Here is a 26,305-nt window from a genome sequence, read left to right on the forward strand (position 1 = left end):
TGCAAGCGGGTCTGGTCTCATGATGTCTGTGTTGATGTGAGTGATTGAAGAGGAAGACCATGGCAAAGGAACAGGGCACTGTGCTCATCGCACAGAACCGCAAGGCCCGGCATGATTACCTGATCGAGGACAAGTACGAGGCGGGACTGGTGCTGACCGGGACCGAGGTCAAGTCGCTGCGCGAGGGGCGGGCGTCGCTCGCCGAGGCGTTCGTCTCCATTGACCGTCGGGGTGAAATGTGGCTGGAAGGTGCCAATATCCCCGAATATCTCAACGGCACGTGGAACAACCATGCGCCCAAGCGCAAGCGCAAGCTGTTGCTGCATGCGCAGCAGATCGTCAAACTGTCCCGTCAGATCGAGGCCAAGGGGTACACCATCGTGCCGCTCAGCCTGTATTTCAAGGATGGTCGGGCGAAGGCCGAGATCGCCCTCGCACGAGGCAAGCGCGAGTTCGACAAGCGCCAGGCGCTGCGTGAGGAGCAGGACAAGCGCGAGGCGCTGCGTGCCATGCGCTACAAGAACATGCGCTCCCGGTGAGAGCCGACGGACGGAAAGCGCTGTGGACAGGCCGTACCGGTGGGTGAGTGAGGAGCCCCATATCCCGTTCGATATCGACGTGGTGTATGAGGATGCCGGCATCATCGTCATCGACAAGCCGCATTTCCTCGCGACGACCCCGCGCGGCATGTGGTATCGGCAGACCGCGCTGATTCGGCTTCGCGAGATGTTCGACGAGCCGGACATCACGCCCGCGCATCGGCTGGACCGGCTCACCGCCGGCATCGTCGTGTTCGTGAGGGATCCAGCGCTGCGGGGCGCATACCAGATGATGTTCCAGGGCCGGAAGGTCAGCAAGACCTACGAATGCCTGGCTCCGTGCCGGCCGACGACACGGCCGCGATACGGCACCGTCGAGCGGCTGGACCCTCCTGCCGTGTTCCCGCTGCGCCGACGTTCGCACATCACCAAGCTGCGTGGCGTGCTGCAGGCGTTCGAGGAGCCGCAGGCCGTCAATGCCGAGACGGTGATCGATCTCGCGGCGGAAGGATATCCCTCGATGGGCGGGCGCTTATGCCACGGGAGGAACGGTCTGCGCGCCTACGAGCTGCACCCGCTCACCGGCAAGACCCATCAGCTGCGCGTGCACATGAACTCGATAGGGTTGCCGATCCATGGCGATGATTTCTATCCGCGTATCGTCGAACGCGCCTATGACGACTTCTCCACGCCGCTGGAACTGGTCGCGCGGTCATTGCGCTTCACCGACCCCGTCAGCGGGGAGCCGCGCGAATTCATCTCCCGCATACCTCTGGGTTGGTGAAGTTTACTTCACTTTTTCTGTTGACGTGTTCGCGTCTTGGCGGTAATATGAAGTTAACTTCATGAGAAGTAAGCTTCATGTTATGGAAGGAATTGATTGAAGACAAGAGTGAGAGAACTGCGAAAACAATCAAAGCTGACGCAACAGCAATTGGCCGACTTGGTCCATGTTTCAAACAGAACGATTATTTCCATCGAAAAGGAACAATATAGTCCATCGCTAATGTTGGCCTACCGAATTGCGGAAGTGTTCGGCGTGACTGTCGAAGAATTGTGTTGTCTCAAAGAAAACAGGGAATTGGAGGACAAGGATCAGGAAGCGAATTAACAATGTGAGAAGTTTCGTTACGGCGATCGTGGTTCTGATTCTGGGAATTGCCTGCTTGGGTATCGCTGCCTTCCGCGGTATGGCAACAAGATTTCCTATAGCCGGAATTGTTCCGCTTGCCTGGAGTGTGATTGATTTCTTCTTCGCCTTTACTCAATCAAGTATTGACAGCCAAGCCGAAAAGGTCACGGACGAACGCGATAGGTATATTGTGATGAAAAGCAGCAGGAAAGCCCTGCTGATCACCAATTACGTAATTGGTGCCGGTGAATTCCAGGGACAGCAGATGGTATTCCAGGTCGTTGGGGTCTGGCCCCTCATCCACGAATCCGAAGCGAGAGAACAAATCCATGCTTGGCTTGTTGCGCGGATCCACTTGAGTCAGCACGAGCGGCGTGCGATTGGAACGCCACGCATCATCACGAAGTCTCATAATCACCGAGGTGAGCAGCGTGTCTCCGAGATGTTGCCCCCGTACCTTCAGCGCGGTGGCGATGTACGAAATCTGGTAGATGCCTTCGTGCTCCTTGGTGGTTTCCACGCCGACACCGTATTCGCAGAAGCCGACCACTTCATCATGCAGGGGAATGTCCCCGGATACGACAAGAAGCGTGCGCATAACTCCGGTCGGGGTCTTGCGCACGCAGAGACCGCGTATATATCTCTGTGGATCCATCGCCCATTCGGGGTCTCCTGGCTTGCAGCACAGGAACTGTCTGAGGGCTGTCTGATGGTCTCTGGAGCATTCACGCTCGATGACGAGATTCAGATTCATCGACGGTGTCTTCCCGGGTGTTTGCCCTGCGTGACAGATAGTGGCGAGCGCTGTTGGTCAGCTTCATCCATTTCTCGTCCACTGCGTTGCGCGGCTTGCCGTCCTCAGGCGGCGCGTATGCCGGAATCAGTTTCACACCGGTGCCTGATATTGGCGGTGTTCCGCCGTTTCGTAATGTGTGGGCAATAAGGGACTCGAACCCCTGACATCCACCGTGTAAAGGTGGCGCTCTAACCAACTGAGCTAATTGCCCGCAGACTCACACTGTATCGTATAGTCTGTATCGGGACGCCGGCCGAGTGTCGTTGGGTGGAATTCCGCCGTCGGTCGAACCGTGGCGATGCTGTGCTTGCCGGCGCATGATATATGCCGTAATCGTGCGAAAGACGTGTGAGGATGCCGTTTTGCTGGGCCAAATGTGAAGCTGCGTCTCAACACTCACGTAAAGTGTGCAAGAGAAGTACTATCCGTAGGAGGTCGATACACCAATGGCGCATCAAGACGGGGCAGATAAAGGCGCATCGGGGATCGCTCGCGTTGGGAAGCGCAAATGGGGATACGATCCCGATCAGGTGGACGCTTTCCTGGATCGTGCACATGCGCTCTACGAGAGCGAGGATGCCCATCTCACGCAGCAGGACATCCAGAACGTGTCCTTCGATCTGAGCAAGGGCGGGTATGACATCACCCAGGTTGATGCGGCGCTGTCTCGGCTGGAGCAGGCCGTGGTCGACAAGCAGACGACGCGGGAGATTACCGAGTACGGTCGTGTGGCGTGGAAGGCCCAGACCGAAGAGCTGTACCGTCAGGTATGTGAGCACGCCGACCGCGGAACGGGGGAGCGGTTCGCGCGCGGACATGATCGCCGGCCGTCGTACGACCGCAAGCAGGTCGACCGACTGATCGACCAGATCGTGGACAAGGCCGCCGCAGGCCTTGGCGTGGACGGCGTGAGCGAACAGGACGTGCGCAAGCTCGCCGATCTGAATTCCGGTGCCGTCTCCAACGTGGTGTTCACGCAGCGCAAGGGCAAGAACGGCTATGACGAGCGTCAGGTCGATTATTACCTCAACTCGTGCGTGCAGCTGCTCAGCCGTCTCGAATCGTTCGCGCGCGTCTCCGATTATGTCGGTGGCGGTCACGAATCCGGCGGCAGCCGGCGTTCGTCCGGTGCAAGGAGCGCCTCCGACGCGGGTGTGACGCCGTTGTTCGGCGCGGACAACGCCTATGCACATGCGCCGTCGCCGGCGCGGCAGGAAGCGGAGCCTCAGTCCTTCGCACCCGCGAACGAATCGTTCCATGCCCTCCATGAGGCAGAGGAGGCGCTGTTCTCATCGCAGACGGCCGACGAGCCGAGCGTCGCGGCCGATGCGCAGTCCGTTCCTCCCTCCTTCGCTCCCGCCGGCATGTCCGGTACGGTCGTATCCGCGCCCGCCTCAGCGCTTCCGTCCGCGTTCTCGGACGGAGCCTCCGCCCCGGAGTCGCAGTCGTCGTTGGCGGCGCTGTCCCGGCGCACCGGCAGAAGCGTGAGTTCGAGCAACGTGAGCGCGGATCATGCCGCGGCTCCTGCCCCGGCGCAGGAGATTCCGTCTCCGGCCATCCCGGCGGCACCGGCATCGTTCGCCCCCTCGTACGCCGCGGTATCCGATCAGCCGGCCGCAGTCGCCGAGCCCCAGGCTCCCGAACGCGTCGCCAAGTCCGTGAAGGTTCCCGCGGAGCCAGTTGCAGCCGCACCCGCCGTTGCTCCCTCCGCGCCGGCCCCCATGCCGGTCTTCGATCAGCCCGTGGCCTCCGACGCCCATACCGATGCCAGTGTCGAGGCCCTGCCGTCGTTCGCGCCGTCCTCGTCGCCGTCGGCGAACGTTCCCGTTCATGCCGTAGACGATGCCGCGCAGACGCAATCCGATGGCTCTCACAAGTCATCGTCGGATGACCTATTCTCCAGCATGTACCTCAGCCCGGAAAGCAAGCTCGATTTCGACATCCCCGACCTGTCGTTCCCCACGCTCAACACGGGCGAGTTCTATAGCGGACTGAGCGGTTTCGGCAAGGACAACGACTGACCATTTCGTCGGCGCGGGAAGACGGATACACCACAGAAGACATAAAGAAGCATTGCAATGAGCCAGTATAGGAATACGGTTGTCATTCTCGGATCGACCGGTTCGATCGGCACGCAAGGTCTGGATGTCATCAGTCGGCATCCGGAGCGGTTCACCGTCACCGGTCTGGTCGCCGGAGGCGCGCATGTGCGGCTTCTGGCACAGCAGGTCGTACGTCATCATGTGCCGCAGGTGGCCGTATATGACGAGGCCGCCGTTCCGGCGCTGCATGAGGCACTTGAGGAGGTCGGAGCTCGGTACACGCAGATTCAGGCCGGGCCGCAGGCGGTCAACGCCATCGCCGGTTCCGGTGCCGACCTGGTGTTGAACGGCATCACGGGCTCGGTCGGACTCGAACCATCCATTGCGGCGCTGAGGGCTGGTTCTCAGCTGGCGCTCGCCAACAAGGAATCGGTCGTCGCAGGCGGTCACCTGCTTTTCGGCGCGCAAGTGCGCGATGACCAGATCAATCCCGTCGACTCGGAGCATTCCGCCATCTGGCAGTCGCTGCGGTCCGGCACCCACGCCGAGGTCAGCAGACTGGTCGTCACGGCCTCGGGCGGTCCCTTCCGCGGCTGGAAGCGCGCCGACATGAGCGACATCACCCCTGAACAGGCACTCAACCACCCCACGTGGCATATGGGACCCGTGGTGACCATCAACTCGTCCACCCTGATGAACAAGGGACTGGAGGTCATCGAGGCGAGCCGTCTGTTCGACGTGGCGCCGGATCGCATCGTCGTGACCGTGCACCCGCAATCCATCGTGCACTCGATGGTGGAGTTCGTGGACGGAGCGACCGTCTGCCAGGCGTCCCCGCCTGACATGCGGCTGCCGATCGCCTTGGGCCTGTCGGCGCCTGATCGTCTGGGTGATGTCGCGGCGGCGTGCGACTGGACGCATGCCAGCGAGTGGACATTCGAGCCACTGGACGACGAGGCGTTCCCCGCCGTCGCGTTGGCGCGCGAGTGCCTACGCGCGTCGGAGAAGCATACCGCGGTGCTCAACGCAGCGAACGAGCAGGCCGTGCATGCCTTCCTCGACCATCGACTGCCCTATCTGGGCATCGTCGACACGGTCAAGGAGGTCGTCGACGCGATGGACGGGGAGCTTCGCGGCAACCCGCTGTTCGCATCCGTGGAGGAAATGGGTCAAGTCGAGCGTGAGGCGCGCCGGCGAGCCGATGATTTGATAAACAGTCAGAAGTGAATCATTCGCGCGACCGCGCCCGGATTGATGGCATGGCACAGCCATGCGATCAATCAGTCATGCCCCGGCATGGATGTGGTGTCGCGCATAATCGAACAGGAAAGACCAATCATCAGCATGAGCGCGTTGCCGCAAACCAGTGCACAGACATCCGCGACCACAGGAACGGCGTCGGCCGTGACAGGATCGTTCCGCAAGACCGGAGAGCCGGATATCAGCGAGAGCCCGTTGCATCCGCGCCGCAAATCGCGTCGCATCATGGTCGGGCCGGTGCCGGTCGGCGGCGGCGCCCCCATCTCCGTGCAGTCGATGACCAACACGCTCACCGCGAACGTGCCGGCCACGCTGCAGCAGATCGCCGAGCTCACCGCCGCAGGCTGCGACATCGTGCGCGTAGCGGTGCCCAGCCAGGATGACGCCGACGCCTTGCCGCAGATCGTCGCCAAATCGCCGATTCCAATCATCGCCGACATCCACTTCCAGTCGAAGTACGTGTTCCAGGCCATCGACGCCGGCTGCGCGGCCGTGCGCGTGAATCCCGGCAACATCCGCAAATTCGACCAGGTCGGCCCCGACATCTGCAAGGCCGCCACCGACGCGGGCGTCAGCCTGCGCATCGGAGTCAACGCCGGATCGCTCGACAAGGAGCTGTACGCCAAGTACGGCGGTCCCACGCCCGAGGCGCTCGTCGCCTCCGCGCTCAAGGAAGCCCACATGTTCGAGGACGTCGGCTTCCGCGATTTCAAGATATCCGTCAAACACCACGACGTGATTACGATGGTGCAGACCTACCGGCTGCTCGCATCCAAGGGCGATTGGCCGCTGCATCTGGGAGTCACCGAGGCGGGGCCGGCATGGCAGGGCACCATCAAGTCATGCCTCGCGTTCGGCGCGCTGCTGGCCGAAGGCATCGGCGACACGATCCGCGTGTCCCTGTCCGCACCGCCCGTCGAGGAGGTCAAGGTCGGCTGCAAGCTGCTGGAGTACATGGGACTGCGCAAGCGCAAGTTCGACATCATCTCATGCCCGAGCTGCGGTCGCGCCCAGGTCGATGTCATCCAGCTGGCGAACGCGGTCACCGAGGGACTCAAGAACGTCACCGCGCCCATTCGCGTCGCCGTGATGGGATGCATCGTCAACGGGCCGGGAGAAGCCCGCGAGGCCGATCTCGGCGTGGCTTCGGGCAACGGCAAAGGACAGATCTTCATCAAGGGCAAGGTCATCGAGACCGTGCCGGAAGACCAGATCGTCGAGACGCTGCTCGCGCGGGCCAACGACATCGCCGCCCAGATGGAGGCCGACGGACAGGTGCCGGTAGGCGCCACCGGCCCTGTCGTCATCCCCATCCAGCATCCGAACGCGATGAACGCCGTTCGCTGAGGTTTTTCATCGGCGTCCGGCCGCCGTCGCCGCCGGCATCCGGCCGGACGGCCTGAGCGCGGCCGGATGTCGTCAGCTCACAGCGCAGAAGACCGGCGGATTGGCTAGTATGGTTGCGTGTTGAATCGGCAGCGTAACAGGTTTCGTATCCGCCGCGGCGAACGTCCCGCAGACGGGAAGTCGCGCGTATCCGACGAATCGGCCGCATCGCGGCGGCAACCGGGCGACAAGGCGTCGCCGGCCGCCTGGACGCGATGGCGCCGTCTGATGTGCACCGTGCCGATTTTCATCATCCTCATCGGCCTGCTGGTGTTCGTCTCCAATGCGACGGCCATGCCGTGGAACAATGAGCCCACAGGGCAGACTTTGTCGACACTGTCCGCCGATACCGGCGTGACGTTCGACAACCCGGGCGGCGTTCACCTCGCCAAGCGCGGCGAGTACGAGGTGAGCGAGCGGTCTGTATGGTTCGACGCGAAGAGACCATCTACGGGCGAGATCCAACGCACGCATGTCATCATCCGCGAGCCTGTCGGCGTCTCCGGGAAGCTGCCCGGCATGGTGTTCATGCACGGCGCGGGCTACGGTTCCGCCGTCGATTCGTTCGTCGACATGGCCTATGACCTGTCGTCCGCGGGATTCGTCACCGCCGTGCTCGACAAGCCGGTATGGTCCACGAACGACATAACACGCGATTATACGGGCTCGGCGGCCGTCTATGACGAAGTGATCCGCATGTTGCGCGGCCTCGACAACGTGGATGACAGGGAGGTCGGCATCTACGCGACCTCGGAATCGACATGGGTGTCGTCATATCTGCTGGACATGGACAAGGACATCGCGTTCCAGGTGCTGCTCAGCCCGATGGTGTTCACGCCGCGACAGGCGATAGGGTTCCTCGCCGCACAGGATTTCGCGCTGGTCGGAGCCCATGACGGATACCAGTCGATAGTCCGGCGCGTGTTCAACATCGATTTCGCGCTGTTCGGCGTCACGCTTCCCGACGTCCATACGCTCAAGCCGAGCGCGTATTCGATTCCGACGCTGGTAGCGTATGGATCGAAGGACGTGATGACCGCCCAGGTGGAGGGCGTGGAGGCGATCGTGGACATGGCCCTGCGCGCGGGCAACCATGACGTGAGCATCCGCGGCTATCCCGTGGCCAATCATGTGCTCCGGTTGGGCGACGAATCCGAAACCGGGACGCCGTTCGCGGACCAGTACGCCGCTGACGTGGTGGATTGGGCGGTCGGCACGGCGAAGGGCCTGCGCCAGACGAGCGAGCGCGTGGGAGGCGTGAACCTGTATCAGTCGATAGCAGTGCCGAAAGACCTGAAGGCGAATCGCGGCCTGACGGTGTACGGGCTGCTGCTGCACGTGTTCATGGTGTTCATGATGGTGCTTTCGCTGGTCATCGCCGTGGTCGCGCTGGTGGTGAAGATACGCGCGATGATCCGTCGCACCGGTCCGGCGCTGGGGTTCTCGCATGGTTTCGGCAACCAGCTGCTCACTCTGACGGTCACTACCGTGGCCACGCTGGCCCTGTTCGGCGCCGGTCTCGGACAGGTCATCATGGGTGTGGTGAAGATTGCCTGGGGCGGTGCTCCGCCAGAGAAGCCCGGACTCATGTATTGGAGCTGGCCGGTCATCCAGGTGGTGTGCACAGTGGTGGTGTGGGCGTGGTCCCGCGTGTTGGCCCGTCTGATCGAAGTGGCGTCGCTGCGCGGTGTCATCCGGTTCCCTCCGCGCAAGGGCGCGATCGGGGATGTGATGACAGGCCGTGATCCGGTGCTCGCCTCGACCAGACTTGGACGCGTGCTGTTCTGGGTGACGGCCGTCACCATGCTGTCGGTTCTGCTGATGTTCGCGTTCTGGGGATTGTTCGTCTACTGACGGCGTCCGCCGCAGCGAACGGTGGCGGAACCAATGGATACGCGAGGAACGGGAGGAAGCGCTTATGCCGCTGTATCGTGACGAAGGCGTCGTGTTGCGTACGACCAAACTCGGTGAAGCCGACCGCATCGTCACCTTGCTGACCCGCAGCCATGGCAAGATCCGAGCCGTGGCGAAGGGCGTGCGCCGTGTGAAATCACGGTTCGGCGGGCGGCTGGAGCCGTTCATGCGAGTTGACGTGCTCATCGCCACTGGGCGGACCCTGGACGTGGTGTCGCAGGCCGAGTCCATTTCGGCGTATGCGGCTCAGATCTGCGCCGATTACGGGGCGTACGGCATCGCCAATGTCATGGTGGAGACCGCCGACAAGCTGGTGTCCGCCGAAGGGGAGCGGGCCGTCGCGCAGTACCGTCTGCTGGTCGGCGGGCTGAACGCGCTGGCGCGTCACGCGCATCCGGCGGCGGCGATCGGGGAATCCTATGTGCTGCGTGCGTTGGCTTTGGCCGGGTGGACTCCGCGGCTGCATTCATGCGTGGTGTGCGGACGGCATGTCGCCGTCTCGCCGGTCGCCGGGGAGAGCGGCGATGACGGGGGCGCCGGGGAGGGCCGCATGTCGGGCCCGATGTTCTTCTCCCCGTCCGCCGGCGGGCTGATGTGTTCGACCGACCGCACGCCCGATGCGAAACGCATCGACCCGGACGAGGTGGTGCAGCTCTCGGCGGCGGTCGACGGGGATTGGGGAGTGCTTGACGGGGCTCCGCCGGATGCGCGGGTGTTGCGATTTGTTGAAGACTGGGGCGAGTATTATCTGGAACGCCCCATTCGTTCCTTGCGCTTGCTAGATTAGCGGTATGGCTTTTGAAAACGTCGATTACACGTCGCTGGACATTCCGGTGGCGCCATTTTCCGATCCTGCGCGTATCCCGGATTTCCCGAAGAACAAGGTGCCCCGTCATGTGGGCGTGATCATGGACGGCAACGGCCGCTGGGCGCAGCAGCGCGGGCTGGTGCGCACGGACGGCCATCAGGCGGCCGAGCCTGTGGTGTTCGACACGATCGCCGGTGCGATCGAGGCCGGCGTGCGGTATCTGAGCCTGTACACGTTCTCAACCGAGAACTGGAAGCGCTCACCGCAGGAGGTGCGCTTCCTGATGGGGTTCTCGCGCGAGATCATCCACCGTCGTGTCGCGCAGATGGACGATTGGGGCGTGAGAGTGCGCTGGTCCGGTCGCCGCCCGAAGCTGTGGAAGTCGGTGATCGACGAGCTTGAGGTGGCTATGGAGCGCACCAAGCACAACAAGGTCATCGATGTGGTGTTCTGCATCAACTACGGTGGCCGCGCCGAGATCGCCGATGCCTGCGCCGAGATCGCGCGCGAGGTGGCGGCGGGACGCATCAAGGGCGACCGCGTCACCGAGAAGATGATCGCCGACCACCTGTACAACCCCGACATTCCCGATTGCGATCTGGTGATCCGCACCTCCGGCGAGCAGCGCACGTCGAACTTCCTGCCGTGGGAGGCCGCCTACGCCGAGCTTGATTTCGTGCCCGAACTGTTCCCCGACTGCGGCCGCGATGTCCTCTGGCGCTCCATCGACCACTACATCCACCGCGATCGCAGATTCGGCGGCGTGAAGAAATAGGATTCCCGTTTCGCCCTGTGTTGGCGGGGCTGTTGTGAGGCGACCGGGAGAGCGCTCCTCGGGCGTCAAGACCACCCCCCCCAGTTTCGCTCCGCTCAACAGCCCCGCCAGCGGGGGCGAGAAGAGGAAAGCTGCTCAGTAGCAGTCCCAGGTGTAGAGCACGCGTGAGAAGTCAAGCCGTTCCAGATCGCTGGGGGAGATGAAGAAGTTCGCTACGCCGGAGTCGCCGAACGACACATCGTTGGTCGAATCGATCTGCAGCAGCAGGTCGGTCGCCTTGTTCCACAGCGGATCCCTGTCATCATGCGGGTCGCTTTGCGTGAAGATCGGGTATCCGCCGACCTGGTGCCCGCCCGACATCAGCAGTACGGCGAGCGAGTCGCGAATCTCCGCCTCATGTTCGCGGAAGAAGCCGTGGTCGTACTCGTTGAGCGTGCTGACGCAGCTTTGCAGCCGCCCCTCGAACCGGTAGTCAGTAGGCGTGATCGTCTGCTTGCCGGCCTGTGCGACTAGCCGTCGCTCGGTGTCGGGGTCGTTGAACGGCAGCACCGTGTCGTCATGCCAGGCGGGTTTGACGACACGGTTGGCATGCAGTGCGGTGACCGGCACGTTGGGGAGGTAGCGCACGCGCCACGAGCGTTGCGACTGCGGGTTGTCGTAGTCCGCTCCGTACAGGGTGTCCTCGCCGTCGATGAAGAACTGCAGCAGTCCCTGGGCGGGGAATCCGCGCAGCTGCGGCAGTTGGCTGAAGTTCAGCTGGGCCAGCAGATACAGCGGGTCCCCGGTGTCGAGATTGCGTGGCACCTTCATGCCTTCCGGCACGTAGAACGCGCCGCCGAGCTTGCTGTCGGTGATCTGTGCGGGGGAGTCGTCCTCGGTCAGACGCAGCACCGGCATTTCGGTGGAATACCGTAGCAGTTGCGATAGTTTCTCGGCGACGTAGTCGGTGATCCTGGGGATGTGCGCGGTGTCCTCGTAGGCGGCGTTTCGCTGGGATCTGCCGGTGACGCCAAGCTGGTCGATGGGGTTGCGGGGCCCCTCTTTGTCCACTTTCCCTACGATTTCCTGGGACGGTGTGTCACGACCGAATAATTTGTCCAGCAATCCCATGTGATTCCCCGTTTTCAGATCATCATCCTTGCACAGGAAAGCCTAGCAGCTGAAAGGCGATTTCGCTGACGCGATTGGTGAAGGCTTGGTACCGTCTTGCGGCGTGTCTTCCCGATTGCGTCAGCGGATTGGCCTCAGTCAGTCCAGGCCGATTGACTTGAGATGATGCAGCGTCAGCGAGGTGACGGTCAGCGAGCCGGATTCGGCGACGAGCATGATCTCGCGCGGCAGGGTCAGCTGTCCGCACCAGCCGTCGTCCTGCATGGGGATCGGCTCGACGAAGGGGCTCGTCCACCCGTACATGATCTGCCGCCCGTTCGTGTTGAACGACTGCGGCGCGTAGAAATTGTGGCCGCAGTCCCACGGGCGGAACTCGGTTTCCGGCTTGAACTCGCCGTCCTTCTCCTGTTCGAGGGACGGGGCGAAGGCGATGGGCTCGCGGCGTCAGGTGACCATGTCCTCGCTGGAGACATGACCCCAATGGCACAGGCCCCACTGGGTGCCGTAGGGGTGCAGCTGGTAGAACACGTGCCAGCGGCCCTTGTAGTAGCACAGGCCGTTCGGGTCGGCCTCCTTGCGGAGCTCGTCCTTCTGCTCGGACGGGACCCGGAACAGGTAGATGAGCAGCATGCCGAGGCCGCAGGCGGCCATGAAGCCGGCCGACAGCACGATGGAGCCGATCAGCGCGCCCGTGCGGGTAGGTCTTGTTGGGTGCTGAGGGTTCTCCGCACGGCTGCCGTGCCGTTGTGGGGAATCGTTTTTTTGTACTGGAACAATAGAACGTCAATCGATTTACGTCAAACGATTGACGTTGTGTGTCGTGCTGCGGAAGAGGGTTTCCGGCGAGGATTAACGGAACATATCTACCGGTGAGTGCGGCATGAGGTAAGGTGGAACGCATGGCTGGAAACTTCGTGCAACTGCATAACCACACGCACTACTCGCTGCTGGATGGGGCATCCAAGGTGCCCGATCTGGTCAAGCGCGTCAAGGAGCTGGGCATGCCGGCGGTCGGCATCACCGACCATGGCAACATGCACGGCGCCTACGAGCTGTGGCGTGCAGCGGTCGATTCCGGCGTCAAGCCGATCATCGGCATCGAGGCGTATGTGACCCCTGAAACCGCGCGGCAGGACAAGACGCGCGTGTCATGGGACACCAACTGGACCCCGGTTCCCGGCCATGCCCGCAACCCCGACGATGTCTCGGGCGGCGGCCTGATCACCCACCTGACCATGTGGGCGGAGAACGACGAAGGGCTGGTCAACCTCATCAAGGCGTCGTCCGTCGCCAACCTCGAAGGCCGTGTCATGCGATATCCGCGTATGGACAAGGAGGTGCTGTCCACCTACTCCAAAGGCGTGATCGCCTCGTCCGGCTGCCCCTCCGGCATCATCCAGACCCGTCTGCGCCTAGGCCAGTTCGACGAGGCGCTGCGTGCCGCCGGCGAGTTCCAGGACATCTTCGGCAAGGACAATTTCTACATCGAGCTGATGGACCACGGACTGTCCATCGAAAGCAAGGTTACCGGCGATCTGCTGACCATCGCCAAGAAGCTCGGCGCGCCCCTGCTCGCCACCAACGACTCGCACTACGTCATGGAGGCGGACAAGGACGCCCAGGACGCCATGCTGTGCATCAACTCCGGCGCCACGCTGGACGACCCCAACCGCTTCAAGTTCGAAGGATCGGGATACTACATCAAATCCGCCGAGGAGATGCGCGAGCTGTTCAAGGACCATCCCGACGCCTGCGACAACACGCTGGAGATCGCGGAACGCTGCAACGTGATCTTCGACGACCATGAGGATGGCGCGTTCATGCCGCAGTTCGACTGCCCCGAAGGGTGGGACGAGACCTCGCTGTTCCTCAAGAAGGTCGAGGAGGGCCTGGAGAAGCGCTACGACGGCAACCCGCCGATGGAGGTGCTCAAGCAGGCCGACTATGAATGCGGCGTCATCTGCCAGATGCAGTTCTGCGGCTACTTCCTCGTCGTCGCCGACTACATCAACTGGGCGAAGGAGCACGGCGTGATGGTGGGCCCGGGGCGAGGCTCCGCCGCAGGGGCCATGGTCGCCTATGCGATGGGCATCACCGAGCTCGATCCGCTCAAGCACGGCCTGATCTTCGAGAGGTTCCTGAACCCCGAGCGTGTGTCCCTGCCCGATATCGACGTCGACTTCGATCCCGAAGGCCGCATGCGCGTGCTGGGCTATGTGGCCGACAAGTACGGCCATGACAAGGTCGCCCAATGCGTGATCTACGGCACCATCAAGACCAAGCAGGCGCTCAAGGACTCCGCGCGCATCATGGGATTCCCCTTTGAGATGGGCACTCGTATCACCGAGGCGCTGCCGCCGGCCGCCACCGGAGGCAAGGACATCAGCGTGCACGACATCTTCGACCCGAGCGCCAAGCGCTACGCCGAGGCGCGCGAATACCGCGAGCTGTACGACTCCGATCCCGAAGTCAAGCGCATCACCGAGGAGGCGAAGGGCATCGAGGGGCTGATTCGCCAGACCGGAGTCCACGCGTGCGCCACGATCATGGGTTCCGCGCCGATCACCGACACCTCGCCGCTGCTGGAGCGCACCGACGGCACCGTCACCACCACGTTCGAGTACCATACGTGCGAAACGCTCGGCCTGGTCAAGATGGACTTCCTCGGCCTGTCCAACTTGACGGTCATCCGCGACACGCTCACCAACATCGAGCACAACGGCAAGGGCGTCATCGACTACACGAAGATCCCTCTCGATGACCGGGAGACGTACCAGCTGCTGTCGCGCGGAGACACGCTCGGTGTGTTCCAGCTCGATTCCGACGGCATGCGCTCGCTGCTCAAGACGCTCAAGCCCGATAACTTCAACGACATCTCCGCACTTATTGCCCTGTACCGACCGGGCCCGATGTCGATGGACTCGCACACCAACTACGCCAAGCGCAAGAACGGCCTGCAGAAGATTACGCCTATCCACCCCGAGCTCGACGAGCCCCTCAAGCAGGTGCTCGATGAGACGTACGGCCTGATCATCTATCAGGAGCAGGTGCAGTCAGCCGCGCGTATCCTGGCCGGCTATTCGCTGGGCAAGGCAGACGTGCTCAGGCGAGCCATGGGCAAGAAGAAGCCCGAGGTGCTGGCCAAGGAGAAGGTGCCGTTTTTCGCCGGCATGAAGGAGCATGGCTATTCCGAGGAGGCCGCAGAGGCGATCTGGGAGATCCTGGTCCCGTTCTCCGGCTATGCGTTCAACAAGGCGCACTCCGCCGCGTACGGCCTGATCTCCTACTGGACCGCATACCTCAAGACGCACTACCCGGTCGAGTTCATGGCCGCGCTGCTGCAGGGCGCGGCGACCAACAAGAACAAGACCGCCCTGTATCTGGGCGAGGCTCGGAGAATGGGCATCCAAGTGCTCTCCCCGGATGTCAACGAGTCGGTCTACGAGTACTCCGCAGTCGGCGACGTCGTCCGATTCGGGCTCGGGGCTATCCGCAACGTCGGCGAGAATGCGGTCAAGGACATCATCGCGGAACGCGAGACGGGCCGTGGCAAATACGTGAACTTCATGGACTTCATCCGCCGCGTGCCGTTGACCGCGCTGAACAGGCGACTGGTCGAATCGCTGATCAAGGCGGGCGCATTCGATTCGATCGACCCGAACCGCCGGGCGCTGTTCACCGTGCACGAGTCGGCGATCGACTCGGTGGTCGGCCTCAAGCGCAAGCAGGCGGAAGGACAGTTCGACCTGTTCTCCGACACGGAGGATTCGGGCGCCGACGCGATGGGGGATGCGACGGTCGCCGTGCCGGACATCGAGGAATGGGACAAGAAGGACAAGCTCAAGTTCGAGCGCGATATGCTTGGCCTCTACGTGTCGGACCATCCGCTGAGCGGCATGCAAGCAGTGCTCGCCGGGATGCGGGAGATGTCCATCGCCCATCTGATTGACCGTGCGCCCACCATGCCCAGCGGGCAGCAGGTCACGCTGGCGGGACTGATTACCAACGTCGATCGACGAGTCTCGAAGAAGGGCAACCCGTGGGCGATCGTCACCATCGAGGACATGGAAAGCTCCATCCAGTGCATGTTCTTCGGCAAAGTGTACGAGGCGGCGAGCACGGAGCTCATACAGGATGCGGTCGTGCAGGTGCGCGGCCAGGTCGAGGTTCGGGACGAGACCGTCAGCATGCGCGCCACGGAAATGCAGCCGGTCGCGCTGGAGACCGATGACGAGCGTCCGTTCCTGATCACCTTGCCGCTGGTGGCCCTGGGGCGCGGCAACATGCAGCAGCTTGCGCAGATCATCACGCGGCATCCGGGATTCTGTGAAGTGCGGCTTGCCGTGCTCGACGCCAAGGGCAACGCACGGGTGATGACCTTCGGCGATAGGTTCCGCGTCAAACGCGACACCAGCCTGTTCGCCGAGATCAAGAGCCTGTTCGGCCCGAGCTGCCTGCCGACGGCCTGAGACCATCAGCCGGAATGTGACCATATGCGCTACGGAATCCGCTGACGATGGGCGTATGCAGGTAGAATGAGAGCGAAACGGGGCCGCTGGCTGCCGTCAATTATGGGCCTGGACCTAGAGGGAAGAACGATGATAGTGTGTTCACATTGCGGCGCAGACAACGCCGTTGGAAGCTTGTTCTGCAGGGCGTGCGGTGCACAATTGACGGCGGCGACGGCACAGCCGGCCGCTGCGGCACCGGCGACGCCTGCGTACACGACGCAGCCGCAGACTTCGGCTTCGCAGGTTCCTCAATCGGCACAGGTTCCTCAATCAGTGCAGTATCCGGCGCAGCCGCCGCAACCGGTACAGACGACCGGGATGCCTCCCGTTCCCGCGGCGCCCGGCACCGCTTACCAGCAGCAGCCGCAAATGGCCGGATACCAGCAGCAGCCGTATCGGGCTCAGACGTATCCGCAGCAGCCGGTCGATTCCCAGCAGTACGGCCAATACCAGCAGCCGGGCGTCCCCGGAGTCCCCATGGCTCCCGTGGCACCGGTCGCGCAGAAGAAATCCAAGAAGCCGCTCATCATCGTGCTCGCCATCATCATCGTGGCCGCGCTGGTCACCGGTGGCGTGTTCCTGTTCCTGCACCTGTCCCAGCCGGGCGTCAACGGAACGTATTCACTCAGCGCCGGCGGCAACACCGGCACCCTGAGCGTCGACGGAAAGAAGATGTCGCTTGATCTGCCGGGCAATGACGACGGAAAGCCGGCGGTCAGCGCCACGATCGACAAGGTCACAAGTGGCAATGGCAGCCATTCATACACGCTGAAGGATCTGAAGTTCAGCGGTGCGAGCGGCAATTACGTGATGTCCGAGGTCACCGGCCTCATCGGGTACATCGGCGGTCTGGGCGAGGAACAGGGCACGGCCGTTCTCAACGCGCTCAGCCCGACCGTCACCATCCCCGATGGCGCGTCCAAGGGCGAGCCGAACGGCACCTGGTCGGTCTCCTGCTCGGTCATGGGACTGGGCATGGGCATCTCAGCCAACTTCAAGGATGATGGCACATTGACGATGTCGGTACAGGCCACCGGTCATGGCGAGTCGACGCTCCATGGCACATGGAGCAAGACCGGTGACGCGACATTCGACGTTTCCCTCGATGATCCCGATATGACTATGACACTGTCATTGAAGAAGTGACCTGCACGCGCTGAAAATATGGTTGTGGCCCCGACACGATACCGGTGTCGGGGCCACAACCATATTCGCGCACGAGGAATTCGGCCGCCGTCACTCGCGTGCGAGGCGGATGTGCTCGATGTCGTTGCGTGAGCTTTTGCGGTACAGCACGAACCGGTTGCCGATGACCTGCACCACCTGCGCGCCGATCTGGCCGGCGAGCTTGTCGGCGGCCTCCTTCGCCGTCAGACCGGAGCCGTCCTGCACGGCGACCTTGAGCAGCTCGTGGCTGTCCATCGTCTCCGATGCCTGCTTCACCGCGGCGTCGGTCAGGTCGTTCTTGCCGATGTAGAGCAGTGGGTTCAGCTGATTCGCCATCGCGCGCAGCTGCTTGACCTGCTTCTTGCTCAATGCCATGTTTGGTCCTCTCCGTCAATCTGATGTGCTGTGTACGAGGATAGCGGAGCGGCACGATGAACGGCATGGACGCTTCTGGAAATCCTTCAAAACACCGACTAATGTCTATGGCGGGGACGAAAGAAATGCGACATCATGTCTGGTAATGATGTCGCAGACATCCACAATATCCTCAAGGAGGCGGAATATGTATTATTCCAGTGGCAACTATGAAGCGTTCGCACGACCGAAGAAGCCGGCGGGTGTCGACGGCAAGTCCGCGTACATCATCGGCACGGGACTTGCGGCGCTGTCGGCGGCCTGCTATCTGGTGCGAGATGCGCAGATGCCAGGCAAGAACATCCACATCCTCGAAAAGGACGCGGTGGCCGGCGGGGCGTGCGACGGCGCCGACATCCCCGGCCTCGGCTATGTCATGCGCGGCGGGCGCGAGATGGACAACCACTTCGAGGTGATGTGGGACCTGTTCCGCTCCATCCCGTCGATCGAGACCGAAGGCGTCTCCGTGCTCGACGAGTATTACTGGCTCAACAAGGACGACCCCAACTATTCGCTGTGCCGCGCCACCAAGGACCGCGGGCAGGATGCGGGACTCCAGGGCAAATTCGGGCTGAGCGACAAGGCCTCGATGGAGATCATGAAACTGTTCTTCACTCCGGACGAGGAACTGTACGACAAGCCGATCACCGATTTCTTCGACGACGAGGTGCTGAAATCCAACTTCTGGCTGTACTGGCGCACCATGTTCGCGTTCGAGAACTGGCATTCCGCGCTGGAAATGAAACTGTACATCAAACGGTACATCCACCACATTGGCGGTCTGCCGGACTTCAGCGCGTTGCGGTTCACCCGATACAACCAGTACGAGTCGATGATCCTGCCGATGGTGAAGTACCTCGAAGCGCACGGCGTGCAGTTCCACTACAATACCAAGGTCGAGAACGTCGAGTTTGCGATCGGCGGCGGGAACGGACCCGAACGTGAGCGCACCGGGGTCGGACAGGACACGATCCAGAAGATCCAGGCCACGTCCGGCTTCTTCAAGCGCAACCCGTACGGCACGAACACGAAGAAACTCGCCGTCCGCATCGACATCGACCACGAAGGTGACAAGTCGTCCATCGACCTGACGCAGAACGATCTGGTGTTCATCACCAACGGCGGTTGCGTGGAGAACTCCACGATGGGATCCCAGCATTCGCCGGCCGCATGGAATCCGGACCTCAAGCCCGGTGGCGGTTGGGACATGTGGCGGCGCATCGCCAAGCAGGACCCGAGCTTCGGGCATCCCGACACATTCTGCTCGGACCCGGATGCCACCAAGTGGATGAGCGCCACGGTGACTACGCTCGACGCAGAGATTCCGCCGTACATCAAACGCATCTGCAAGCGCGACCCGTTCTCCGGGCGCGTGGTGACCGGTGGCATCGTGACCGTGGAGGACTCCAACTGGCTGATGAGCTGGACGCTCAACCGCCAGCAGCAGTTCCGTGACCAGCCCAAGGAACAGCTGTGCGTATGGGTGTATGGCCTGTTCCCCGACAAGCCGGGCAACTATATCAAGAAGCCGATGACCGAATGCACCGGCGAGGAGATCTGCGAGGAATGGCTGTACCACATGGGCGTGCCGATCGACAAGATCGAGGCGCTCGCGAAATCCCACGCGAACACCGTGCCGGTCATGATGCCGTACATCACCGCGTTCTTCATGCCGCGTTCGGCCGGTGATCGGCCGGACGTGGTGCCGGATGGCGCCGTGAACTTCGCGTTCCTCGGCCAGTTCGCCGAGACGCCGCGCGACACGATCTTCACTACCGAATACTCGATGCGCACCGGCATGGAGGCCGTGTACACGCTGCTCGACGTGGACCGCGGCGTGCCGGAGGTGTGGGGCAGCGTCTACGACGTGCGCAACCTGCTCAACGCCACGGTCAAACTGCGCGATGGCTCCCCGGTCACCGATATGAAGCTCAATGTCGTGGAGCGCGCCGTTATGAAGAAGGTCCTCAAGAAGCTCGGCAAGACCGACATCGGCATGCTGCTGCGCGAGTACGGGGCGATCTGACGGCATCGGCCTCGCAGCGAACCGTTCTCATTAGGAAACGTGTGAGGATTCCTCACGTAACCACACAAGTGAACATTTCGGTAAGGTCCGGAATTCCGGGCCTCTGAAGGGTTCCGTGTTCGTTTGGCGGACCGCAGGGCTCGCACGTTTCCCAATGAGAACGGTTCGCTGCGTATCGCGGGCTGTACGCCCCGCCTGATGCAATGCTCTCAGCGTCTGCAGCAGTTGCTCCTGCAAGGCCGTCCTGCCGGCGAAGTACTGGAAGTCGTCGATGAGTACCATGTCGATATGCCTAAACCGGTTGCCGGACAGGGTGATCCGGTCTTGTTGCAGGTCGGCATCCTGCGCCGTCATGACGAATTCATTGGCATGATCCTCACTGGTGAGATAGAGGTACTTCGCGGAAGGGAGTCAGCGCGAGCGTTTCGAATGTCTGATCCCTGTTCAGACGTGCAGTCAGATTGATGGCGGGCATGATCGTCTCCTGTGGGTTGCTCTCCATTCGGTAGACGGATTCGCCTCACCGAATGCGGGGATTCCAACATAGGGTCCGATTCACTTATCCGGTAGATATGTTCCTCTTATTGTTGCGCGTATGTCGACGCCAGATATTCCCCGGTATCGTGCAGCATCTTGCGCAATGAAGCCGGCGACAATATCTCGATGATGTGCGAATCCGCGTACTGCAACGCCCACCAAAGGGTCGCGTGTTCGTTCGCGACGACGTGCACATCGTATTCGCGCTCGCCGGTCTGGACGACATCGGCGTCGGCGAACCAGTCGTACAGCGGTTCAAGCGCCCCGTGGATCTTCATGTGGATCGGCGTCGCCTTGCCGTCCATCGGATAAGGTCGCTCGTTCATATGCCGCACGATGTCGAACGGTTGCCCCGGCGTGGGGCTGAAGCTGTCGAGCGTGCGTTTGAGTGAGTGGTCTGGCCCCTCAATGGACAGGTCCCGGATGCGTTCCACATGCAGGTAGGACAGCGAGTCATACCGGTGCATGTGGCACAGCAGGTAGTATTTGCTGTTCTTGTACATCAGGTGGTAGGGGTCCGCCAGATATGTCTTGATGTCGCCGTCGCCGTTACGGCGGGGGACGAGATTGCCGTTGACGTCGTACGTGCAGTACCGGAACCGGATCACGCGCCCGTATGCGATGGCATCGTTCAGAATCTCGATGTTGTTGAGGAACTCCGTATTGTAGTTCTTGGGCGTGGTGAGTTGTTCGAGGCCGCGCAATTGGCCGGATTTGCCGGCGAACGTGTAGATCTTGGCGATGAGTTCGCGTAGGTATTCGCCGTCCGAGCTCGACAGCGCCGCGCCGTCCACGAGCAGGCGCATCTGCGCGATGTCGAAGACCGGTTCGATGTACCAGCCGGGTCGGGGGTTGGCGCTTTCCGCGTTGACCAGATCCCGCCGGTCGAGGTGGCCCACATGGCGGTCGAACGGCGTCATGGACTGCAATGCCTTGAGATGCCCGCGCACGGTTTTGTCGGATACATTGATGCGTTTGCTGATTTCCGCGGCAGTGAGGCCGTGCTCGGGGTCGGTGTGCTTGATGAGCTGTTCCAGGATTTCGATGACGATCTGAGCGGTGGGGAGTGCCGATGATGCAGCCACGATGTCTCCTCTCCCTTGACGGATACCGTGCCACCTGGGTGATTAAAACGGTAGATAACTACCGGTAATCATATCATCGCCTGTTGCGTGTGGCGTATCGCTCTCAATGAGAGCGATACGCCACACGGATAAGGATCCATCAGAAATCGAAATTGTCCGGGTCGGCGCTGTTGCGCTTACCGGTGTCCATGGCACTGATCGCAGCCATGTCATCGTCCGACAGCACGAAGTCGAACACGTCGATGTTCTGCCTGATGCGATCGGCGTGCGTGGACTTCGGCAGCACGACGACGCCGCGCTGGATGTGCCAGCGGATCACGGTCTGCGCAGCGGACTTACCGTACTTCGCGCCGATCTCGGCCAGCTCGGGGATGGCGAGCAGGTCGCCGCCGGTGCCGCCCAGCGGGCTGTACGCCTCGGTGGCGATGCCCTTGGCAGACAGCTCGTCCACCAGCGGCTGGTTGGTGAACTGCGGCGAGGATTCGATCTGATCGACGGCCGGCGTCACGTCGCTGTTCTTCAGCAGGTCGGCGAGATGATGCGGCTGGAAATTGCTCACGCCGATCGCCTTCGCACGCCCGGAGGCATAGATCTCCTGCAGGTCGTCCCACGCCTGCTGCCAGACGTCCGCCGGCCAGTGGATCAGATACAGATCCACATAATCCATGCCCAGGCGGTCGAGGCTCTCCTGGAACGCTTCTTTGCCGCGGTGCGCGCGAATGTCGTCGTTCCACAGCTTGGTGGTGACGAACAGGTCGCCTCGCGGCACGCCGGAACGGCGGATTCCCTCGCCGACAGACGTCTCGTTGCGATATATCATCGCCGTGTCGATATGCCTATATCCGTTCTCCAACGCGGTCTGCACCGCGTTTACCGTCGTGTCGCCGTCCGGCGTGCGGAACACGCCCAGACCGATCTGCGGGATGACCGTGCCGTTGTTCAGCGTGATCGTCGATTGAATCGCCATGACCATTGTCTCCTGTGATATTGCCGATGATGCGTCGCAGACAATTGTAATGATGCCGGCGAAGGCGAATCGACAGGCGAGCAGGCAATGCTGCGCCCGCAGGACGTCCCAAATCGCAGGTCCCGGCCGGGACGGGGGGCGTTTCCTCGCCGTGCCCGACCGCGGGTGGGCAAGAGATGAACGATGACGCTTGCGCATGCATGGCCGCGTATTACCATGAGTACTGGTTCGCAGGTGTGGCGCCGTGGGGTGCCGGGCGGCGGCGATCGTCCGCCGCGAATCCGTGGGGAAACGAGGCATATGGTGAGTGATGACACGACGCGGGGGCAGCAGGGGAGTGCCGAGGCTCAGGAGCTGACGCTGAACGACAAGGCGCATTCGGTGATTCCTCAGATAGGGTTCGGCACGTTCCAGATTCCGCCGGAGGACACACAGCGCGCGGTCGAGGAGGCGCTGGAGATCGGCTACCGGCACATCGACACCGCGGCCGCGTACTACAACGAGAAAGAGGTCGGCGACGCGCTGAAGGCCACCGGCATGGCCGGCAAGGTGTGGGTGACGACCAAGCTGCGCAACTGCGACCAGGGGTATGATTCGACGATGGTCGCGTTCGACCGTTCCCGCAGCAACCTCGGCGTCGACGTGGTGGACATGTATCTGATCCACTGGCCATTCGCCGCGGCGGGGTTCTTCAAGGAGACGTGGCGCGCGCTGCTGAAGCTGCGCGACGAAGGCGCGGTCCGTGTGCCCGGCGTCAGCAACTTCCTGCCGCAGCACCTGCGTGCGCTGATCGAGGATTCCGGTGAGACCCCGGCCGTGAACCAGATCGAGGTCCATCCTCGGTTCAACCAGCCGGGAAACCGTGCGTTCTGCGCGGCGAACGGCGTGGCCGTCGAGGCATACAGCCCGCTCGGCCACGGAAAGGACATCGAATCCGAGCCCGTCGTCGCCGCGGCGAAGGCGCATGATGTCACGCCGGCGCAGGTGGTGCTGCGCTGGCACACGCAGGAGGGGCGCATCATTATCCCCAAGTCGAAGCACGTGGAACGCATGCGGGTGAACCTCGCCAGCTCCGATTTCGATTTGACGTCGGCCGAACTGGCGGCGATCGATGCGCTCGACGACCCGCATGACAACGTCAGCGCCGATCCGGCGACCTTCATGCATTCCCAGTCGTGGGCCGACCAGCACGTGCGCGGCAATATCTGATTGTGGCGGGGAGGGACGGTCGGCGGGATCACCCCCAGTCGGCTGCGGCTTGGTCTGTGGGCGAGATGTAAGCGGGCGTGGGTTGTGCGGAGGTGCGCGGTATGGATGGTGAAATGGAGCGGGTCTTGCCGGATGATGCGGACGATGGTGCCGAACGCCGGTGGATCGATGACACGCTGAACCGGCTTTCGCGCTCCTCATTCCGTGCGAAATTCGAGTTGTCGGCGAAGGACCGCGCGTATGCGCGGGCGAAGGGCAAGGCCATGATCGATCGCCATGCCCGCGAGCTGCTGCGCGCCCGCATCGGGGCGGCGAATCCGCGCAACGACGGGCGCCAGACGCCGTGGCGCGGGCATCCGGTGTTTACCGCGCAGCATGCCACCGCCACGTGCTGCCGCGGGTGCATCGCCAAATGGCACCATCTTCCCCAAGGCAGGGAGCTCACCGATGCCGAAATCGATCGCTTGGCGGACCTGGTCATGGCGTGGATAGAGCGCGATCTCATACGTCATCCCGCCGTCTGAGTTCGTCCATCGTGCTGCATCCGCCGCGGGCGAGGCATACGGTTCGGGGCCGATGTTGCCGCCGCCGAAAAAAATATGAAGGCGATTACAATCGTGATTTTTTGTGAAGGTGTTGCGTCGCTGCTGGATAAATGACCGTTTCTCAGTCGCAGAGGAAGTTATGGCGATGATGGCACAAGACGGAACCTGTCTCATATCACGGTCGTCGCGAAAGGAAAATTACTGGTTTGTAATGGAAAAACCAGACAACTATTTTCAAGGAAAGCGGTGCGTGGTGGCACTGATAGTGGCCATGACGCTTCTTTCGGGAGCGGGATTCACGGCGTCCGTAGCATCCGCGGACACCGACACGGTGGGCTATGAGACTGATCGCATTGCATTTTCAGGGGCTCGGACCGTATGCGGGGAGGGCTCCATCGATTTCGCGGCTCTGACCCGCTCCCGGATGTTCCTGATTGACGGGGGCCGGCGTGGAACTGAAGGGGCCTGACACCGACTATCAGTGCCCGGGTGGCATCATCGGCTTTGACAATTGCTCGAATGCCGGTTACGGCAGTGCGGAGATCATCCGTCCGACGGATGTCAAGGGAAAGAAGAAGCCGGATTCGTCGCGTCCCTATCTATGTTTCCTGGCCGAACACATGAATGTGCCTCCTGCTGACGATGCCGTGTACTATCTGCAGGAATGACCGGGCGCGGGCCTGCGCCGGACCGGTGTAGAGGTGACCGGGCTGTCGAAGTTGTGCCACACCAGGGCAATTTCGGCGGTTTTGAGCGTGGTGTGGCCACGTCCGTATGTAGGGATGTTTACACGTGGCGAGCAAACCGTTGGAAAATGGCGGTTTGTGGTTTCAGCTGTCTACCCGCGCTGTACCATACCAGAGAATGATAAGGTTAACATCGCATTGTGAGGCACGCGAATTGCCACACAATGCCTAAAAGACGTGTTTTCTCGCTGGTGTGGTACAGCCTCGACGCCGATCGTCTCACATTGCAGACGGTGAATCTCGAAGCATGGATGGCGCGGCCCTGCCGGTGCATGGCATGATGATGCGACTCGTGTCAGACCGCGGATTCACGTCGCTTTTTTCGGTCAGCCGCCTTTTCCCGGCGTGCCAGCTCCTCGACCGTCATGGCGATCACACGAAAATCGACGTCACAGCCGCGGAGGGTAAGCTCACGCGCGACATTGAGCGCGAATTCGGCACATGCGACCTCGTCTCTGATGTCATCGGCCGTTATGACGATGATCGTCCATCCCAATTGCCGAAGCCGGTCTCGTTTTTTGCGATCCCTGCGCCATTGGTGCTTGTCGGTCCGATGATGATCGCCGTCGTATTCCACCGCGACCTTGAAATGCTTCCATGCAATGTCCAGGCTCATTGGCTTGCCCGAATCGAACATCGCCCTGTCGACATGGCAGTTGACCTCCGCGTCGGGCAGGCCGTGCCGGAGGAGTACCAGTCTCGCCTTGCTCTCCTTCGGCGACAGCACGTTGGCCTTGACCAGTTGCAGTGCGGTCCGGCAAGCGGTCTTCCCGAGAAAGTATGGCGCATTGTCGATGAACTCGCGCAAGGACGACAAGACCAGTCGGGGATATCTGCCCGATGATTTCGATATGGCGGTGATGATGGCCTCCGCCAGTATGACGAGTTCCTCCAAGGACACGTGTGATGACAGCTGCGCCCAGGCATGGAAGGGATGCAACGCGAATACATTGCCCTTGATCGGTACGCACGCATCAGGATGAGTGGCGATCAGCTTCCATACATGCGGATGCGTGCCGGGAATGCGGCGCCGCCTCCTGTCGGGAGTGCTGGAGGTGATGTGCAGCATCTCCGCGTCCAGATCGCAGGCCTCCGGCAACGGCACCTGCTGCAGGGCGAGAGCGGTGGTCATGCCGAACAGCACATTGCCTCCGATGCGCCACGCCAATGCGGCGCAGCACATGATGGCATCCTGGGCGCGGTCGCGCAGCGATTGCGTCATGGGCGTTCTCTCGCCCATCGGCTGGAGCATCACATCGTTCATGAATGTCACGGTAGCGTATTCGCGCTGTCGGTGTGATGAACCATGGAAAAAATGTGGATATGTGGATGAATG

The 26,305-nt window shown here is 62.0% G+C and carries 23 protein-coding genes, 1 tRNA gene and 2 pseudogenes; 16 read left to right on the forward strand and 10 right to left on the reverse strand.

The genetic code is table 11. The features are described from left to right. The first annotated feature begins 59 nt into the window (after positions 1-59). From smpB to BBBF_RS02495, 3 genes are all read left to right on the forward strand, one after another. On the forward strand, positions 60-539 hold the full coding sequence (gene smpB / locus BBBF_RS02485; protein ID WP_003812219.1) for an SsrA-binding protein SmpB: 480 nt from the start codon (positions 60-62) through the stop codon (positions 537-539). A gap of 43 nt (positions 540-582) precedes the next feature. Next, entirely contained in the window at positions 583-1,323 is a 741-nt protein-coding gene (locus tag BBBF_RS02490; RefSeq protein ID WP_177179426.1) for a pseudouridine synthase, read from the forward strand. 108 nt (positions 1,324-1,431) lie between these two features. Next, positions 1,432-1,650 (forward strand): helix-turn-helix transcriptional regulator, encoded by a 219-nt coding sequence (locus BBBF_RS02495; RefSeq protein WP_003812223.1) that lies wholly within the window; start codon positions 1,432-1,434, stop codon positions 1,648-1,650. A 157-nt stretch (positions 1,651-1,807) separates the two neighbouring features. Here BBBF_RS02495 and BBBF_RS09495 read toward each other — a convergent pair whose 3' ends face one another. From BBBF_RS09495 to BBBF_RS02505, 3 genes are all read right to left on the reverse strand, one after another. Beyond that, positions 1,808-2,269 (reverse strand): GNAT family N-acetyltransferase, encoded by a 462-nt coding sequence (locus BBBF_RS09495; RefSeq protein WP_074740526.1) that lies wholly within the window; start codon positions 2,267-2,269, stop codon positions 1,808-1,810. A gap of 127 nt (positions 2,270-2,396) precedes the next feature. Beyond that, positions 2,397-2,561 carry a hypothetical protein gene (locus BBBF_RS09930; protein ID WP_003812227.1) on the reverse strand — a complete coding sequence of 55 codons (165 nt, stop codon included), beginning with the start codon at positions 2,559-2,561 and terminating at the stop codon, positions 2,397-2,399. 43 nt (positions 2,562-2,604) lie between these two features. Continuing rightward, positions 2,605-2,678 (reverse strand) — tRNA-Val (locus BBBF_RS02505). A 235-nt stretch (positions 2,679-2,913) separates the two neighbouring features. Between BBBF_RS02505 and BBBF_RS02510 the strand changes: the two genes are divergently transcribed. The 6 genes from BBBF_RS02510 to BBBF_RS02535 all read left to right on the forward strand — a co-directional run bounded on the left by BBBF_RS02510 (position 2,914) and on the right by BBBF_RS02535 (position 10,652). Next, entirely contained in the window at positions 2,914-4,488 is a 1,575-nt protein-coding gene (locus BBBF_RS02510) for a DivIVA domain-containing protein (protein ID WP_021648439.1), read from the forward strand. Between the two features lie 57 nt (positions 4,489-4,545). Continuing rightward, positions 4,546-5,736 carry a 1-deoxy-D-xylulose-5-phosphate reductoisomerase gene (gene dxr / locus BBBF_RS02515; protein WP_021648440.1) on the forward strand — a complete coding sequence of 397 codons (1,191 nt, stop codon included), beginning with the start codon at positions 4,546-4,548 and terminating at the stop codon, positions 5,734-5,736. A 117-nt stretch (positions 5,737-5,853) separates the two neighbouring features. Next, the gene (gene ispG / locus BBBF_RS02520) at positions 5,854-7,116 is read left to right on the forward strand and encodes a flavodoxin-dependent (E)-4-hydroxy-3-methylbut-2-enyl-diphosphate synthase (RefSeq protein ID WP_013389636.1); all 1,263 of its coding nucleotides are present in this window, start codon (positions 5,854-5,856) and stop codon (positions 7,114-7,116) included. 267 nt (positions 7,117-7,383) lie between these two features. Beyond that, positions 7,384-9,009 (forward strand): alpha/beta hydrolase family protein, encoded by a 1,626-nt coding sequence (locus tag BBBF_RS02525; RefSeq protein WP_021648441.1) that lies wholly within the window; start codon positions 7,384-7,386, stop codon positions 9,007-9,009. A gap of 64 nt (positions 9,010-9,073) precedes the next feature. Next, positions 9,074-9,856, forward strand: a complete 783-nt coding sequence (gene recO / locus BBBF_RS02530; RefSeq protein ID WP_021648442.1) for a DNA repair protein RecO — start codon at positions 9,074-9,076, stop codon at positions 9,854-9,856. A 4-nt stretch (positions 9,857-9,860) separates the two neighbouring features. Continuing rightward, complete coding sequence (locus tag BBBF_RS02535) at positions 9,861-10,652, forward strand: isoprenyl transferase (protein ID WP_021648443.1); 792 nt, start codon at positions 9,861-9,863, stop codon at positions 10,650-10,652. Positions 10,653-10,787: 135 nt separating this feature from the next. On the opposite strand, the gene BBBF_RS02540 is transcribed toward BBBF_RS02535, so the two are convergent. Both BBBF_RS02540 and BBBF_RS10230 read right to left on the reverse strand, forming a co-directional pair. Further along, a complete protein-coding gene (locus BBBF_RS02540; protein WP_021648444.1) occupies positions 10,788-11,762 on the reverse strand; it encodes a YwqG family protein in 975 nt (324 codons plus the stop codon). Between the two features lie 186 nt (positions 11,763-11,948). Continuing rightward, positions 11,949-12,413: pseudogene (locus BBBF_RS10230) on the reverse strand (hypothetical protein); the annotation flags it as partial. 248 nt (positions 12,414-12,661) lie between these two features. Between BBBF_RS10230 and dnaE the strand changes: the two are divergent. The 3 genes and pseudogenes from dnaE to BBBF_RS02555 all read left to right on the forward strand — a co-directional run bounded on the left by dnaE (position 12,662) and on the right by BBBF_RS02555 (position 17,419). After that, positions 12,662-16,231 (forward strand): DNA polymerase III subunit alpha, encoded by a 3,570-nt coding sequence (gene dnaE, locus BBBF_RS02550; protein ID WP_003812245.1) that lies wholly within the window; start codon positions 12,662-12,664, stop codon positions 16,229-16,231. A 129-nt stretch (positions 16,232-16,360) separates the two neighbouring features. Further along, positions 16,361-16,429 (forward strand): annotated as a pseudogene (locus tag BBBF_RS10510) (zinc-ribbon domain-containing protein); the annotation flags it as partial. A gap of 162 nt (positions 16,430-16,591) precedes the next feature. Next, positions 16,592-17,419, forward strand: a complete 828-nt coding sequence (locus tag BBBF_RS02555; protein ID WP_013363216.1) for a hypothetical protein — start codon at positions 16,592-16,594, stop codon at positions 17,417-17,419. A 90-nt stretch (positions 17,420-17,509) separates the two neighbouring features. On the opposite strand, the gene BBBF_RS02560 is transcribed toward BBBF_RS02555, so the two are convergent. Beyond that, entirely contained in the window at positions 17,510-17,815 is a 306-nt protein-coding gene (locus BBBF_RS02560; protein WP_003819828.1) for a YhbY family RNA-binding protein, read from the reverse strand. 187 nt (positions 17,816-18,002) lie between these two features. Between BBBF_RS02560 and BBBF_RS02565 the strand changes: the two genes are divergently transcribed. Then, positions 18,003-19,880, forward strand: a complete 1,878-nt coding sequence (locus BBBF_RS02565) for an oleate hydratase (protein ID WP_013363217.1) — start codon at positions 18,003-18,005, stop codon at positions 19,878-19,880. 30 nt (positions 19,881-19,910) lie between these two features. Here BBBF_RS02565 and BBBF_RS02570 read toward each other — a convergent pair whose 3' ends face one another. The 3 genes from BBBF_RS02570 to BBBF_RS02580 all read right to left on the reverse strand — a co-directional run bounded on the left by BBBF_RS02570 (position 19,911) and on the right by BBBF_RS02580 (position 22,469). Continuing rightward, entirely contained in the window at positions 19,911-20,234 is a 324-nt protein-coding gene (locus tag BBBF_RS02570; protein ID WP_003819832.1) for a DnaA ATPase domain-containing protein, read from the reverse strand. Positions 20,235-20,461: 227 nt separating this feature from the next. Next, on the reverse strand, positions 20,462-21,502 hold the full coding sequence (locus tag BBBF_RS02575) for a helix-turn-helix transcriptional regulator (protein WP_003815241.1): 1,041 nt from the start codon (positions 21,500-21,502) through the stop codon (positions 20,462-20,464). A 139-nt stretch (positions 21,503-21,641) separates the two neighbouring features. Next, positions 21,642-22,469 carry an aldo/keto reductase gene (locus BBBF_RS02580; protein WP_003815240.1) on the reverse strand — a complete coding sequence of 276 codons (828 nt, stop codon included), beginning with the start codon at positions 22,467-22,469 and terminating at the stop codon, positions 21,642-21,644. 300 nt (positions 22,470-22,769) lie between these two features. Between BBBF_RS02580 and BBBF_RS02585 the strand changes: the two genes are divergently transcribed. The 3 genes from BBBF_RS02585 to BBBF_RS02600 all read left to right on the forward strand — a co-directional run bounded on the left by BBBF_RS02585 (position 22,770) and on the right by BBBF_RS02600 (position 24,891). Then, positions 22,770-23,678, forward strand: coding sequence for an aldo/keto reductase (locus BBBF_RS02585; RefSeq protein ID WP_003815239.1), 909 nt, complete (start codon positions 22,770-22,772; stop codon positions 23,676-23,678). Between the two features lie 113 nt (positions 23,679-23,791). After that, positions 23,792-24,202: a DUF4186 domain-containing protein gene (locus tag BBBF_RS02590; protein ID WP_003815238.1), complete on the forward strand. Its 411-nt coding sequence runs from the start codon at positions 23,792-23,794 to the stop codon at positions 24,200-24,202. Positions 24,203-24,672: 470 nt separating this feature from the next. Next, positions 24,673-24,891 carry a hypothetical protein gene (locus BBBF_RS02600; protein ID WP_013363221.1) on the forward strand — a complete coding sequence of 73 codons (219 nt, stop codon included), beginning with the start codon at positions 24,673-24,675 and terminating at the stop codon, positions 24,889-24,891. 373 nt (positions 24,892-25,264) lie between these two features. On the opposite strand, the gene BBBF_RS02605 is transcribed toward BBBF_RS02600, so the two are convergent. Then, complete coding sequence (locus tag BBBF_RS02605) at positions 25,265-26,221, reverse strand: hypothetical protein (protein WP_013363222.1); 957 nt, start codon at positions 26,219-26,221, stop codon at positions 25,265-25,267. Positions 26,222-26,305: the final 84 nt, after the last annotated feature.

The sequence above is a fragment of the Bifidobacterium bifidum ATCC 29521 = JCM 1255 = DSM 20456 genome, assembly GCF_001025135.1.
Lineage (GTDB): Bacteria > Actinomycetota > Actinomycetes > Actinomycetales > Bifidobacteriaceae > Bifidobacterium > Bifidobacterium bifidum.

Excerpts from the sequence above, each read along its gene's own strand:
- smpB (WP_003812219.1), top strand. The coding sequence starts at position 60 with ATGGCAAAGGAACAGGGCACTGTGCTCATCGCACAGAACCGCAAGGCC.
- BBBF_RS09495 (WP_074740526.1), bottom strand. The coding sequence starts at position 2,269 with ATGCGCACGCTTCTTGTCGTATCCGGGGACATTCCCCTGCATGATGAA.
- BBBF_RS02510 (WP_021648439.1), top strand. The coding sequence starts at position 2,914 with ATGGCGCATCAAGACGGGGCAGATAAAGGCGCATCGGGGATCGCTCGC.
- dxr (WP_021648440.1), top strand. The coding sequence starts at position 4,546 with ATGAGCCAGTATAGGAATACGGTTGTCATTCTCGGATCGACCGGTTCG.
- ispG (WP_013389636.1), top strand. The coding sequence starts at position 5,854 with ATGAGCGCGTTGCCGCAAACCAGTGCACAGACATCCGCGACCACAGGA.
- BBBF_RS02525 (WP_021648441.1), top strand. The coding sequence starts at position 7,384 with ATGTGCACCGTGCCGATTTTCATCATCCTCATCGGCCTGCTGGTGTTC.
- recO (WP_021648442.1), top strand. The coding sequence starts at position 9,074 with ATGCCGCTGTATCGTGACGAAGGCGTCGTGTTGCGTACGACCAAACTC.
- BBBF_RS02535 (WP_021648443.1), top strand. The coding sequence starts at position 9,861 with ATGGCTTTTGAAAACGTCGATTACACGTCGCTGGACATTCCGGTGGCG.
- BBBF_RS02540 (WP_021648444.1), bottom strand. The coding sequence starts at position 11,762 with ATGGGATTGCTGGACAAATTATTCGGTCGTGACACACCGTCCCAGGAA.
- dnaE (WP_003812245.1), top strand. The coding sequence starts at position 12,662 with ATGGCTGGAAACTTCGTGCAACTGCATAACCACACGCACTACTCGCTG.
- BBBF_RS02555 (WP_013363216.1), top strand. The coding sequence starts at position 16,592 with ATGCCTCCCGTTCCCGCGGCGCCCGGCACCGCTTACCAGCAGCAGCCG.
- BBBF_RS02560 (WP_003819828.1), bottom strand. The coding sequence starts at position 17,815 with ATGGCATTGAGCAAGAAGCAGGTCAAGCAGCTGCGCGCGATGGCGAAT.
- BBBF_RS02565 (WP_013363217.1), top strand. The coding sequence starts at position 18,003 with ATGTATTATTCCAGTGGCAACTATGAAGCGTTCGCACGACCGAAGAAG.
- BBBF_RS02570 (WP_003819832.1), bottom strand. The coding sequence starts at position 20,234 with ATGACGGCGCAGGATGCCGACCTGCAACAAGACCGGATCACCCTGTCC.
- BBBF_RS02580 (WP_003815240.1), bottom strand. The coding sequence starts at position 22,469 with ATGGCGATTCAATCGACGATCACGCTGAACAACGGCACGGTCATCCCG.
- BBBF_RS02585 (WP_003815239.1), top strand. The coding sequence starts at position 22,770 with ATGGTGAGTGATGACACGACGCGGGGGCAGCAGGGGAGTGCCGAGGCT.
- BBBF_RS02590 (WP_003815238.1), top strand. The coding sequence starts at position 23,792 with ATGGAGCGGGTCTTGCCGGATGATGCGGACGATGGTGCCGAACGCCGG.
- BBBF_RS02605 (WP_013363222.1), bottom strand. The coding sequence starts at position 26,221 with ATGCTCCAGCCGATGGGCGAGAGAACGCCCATGACGCAATCGCTGCGC.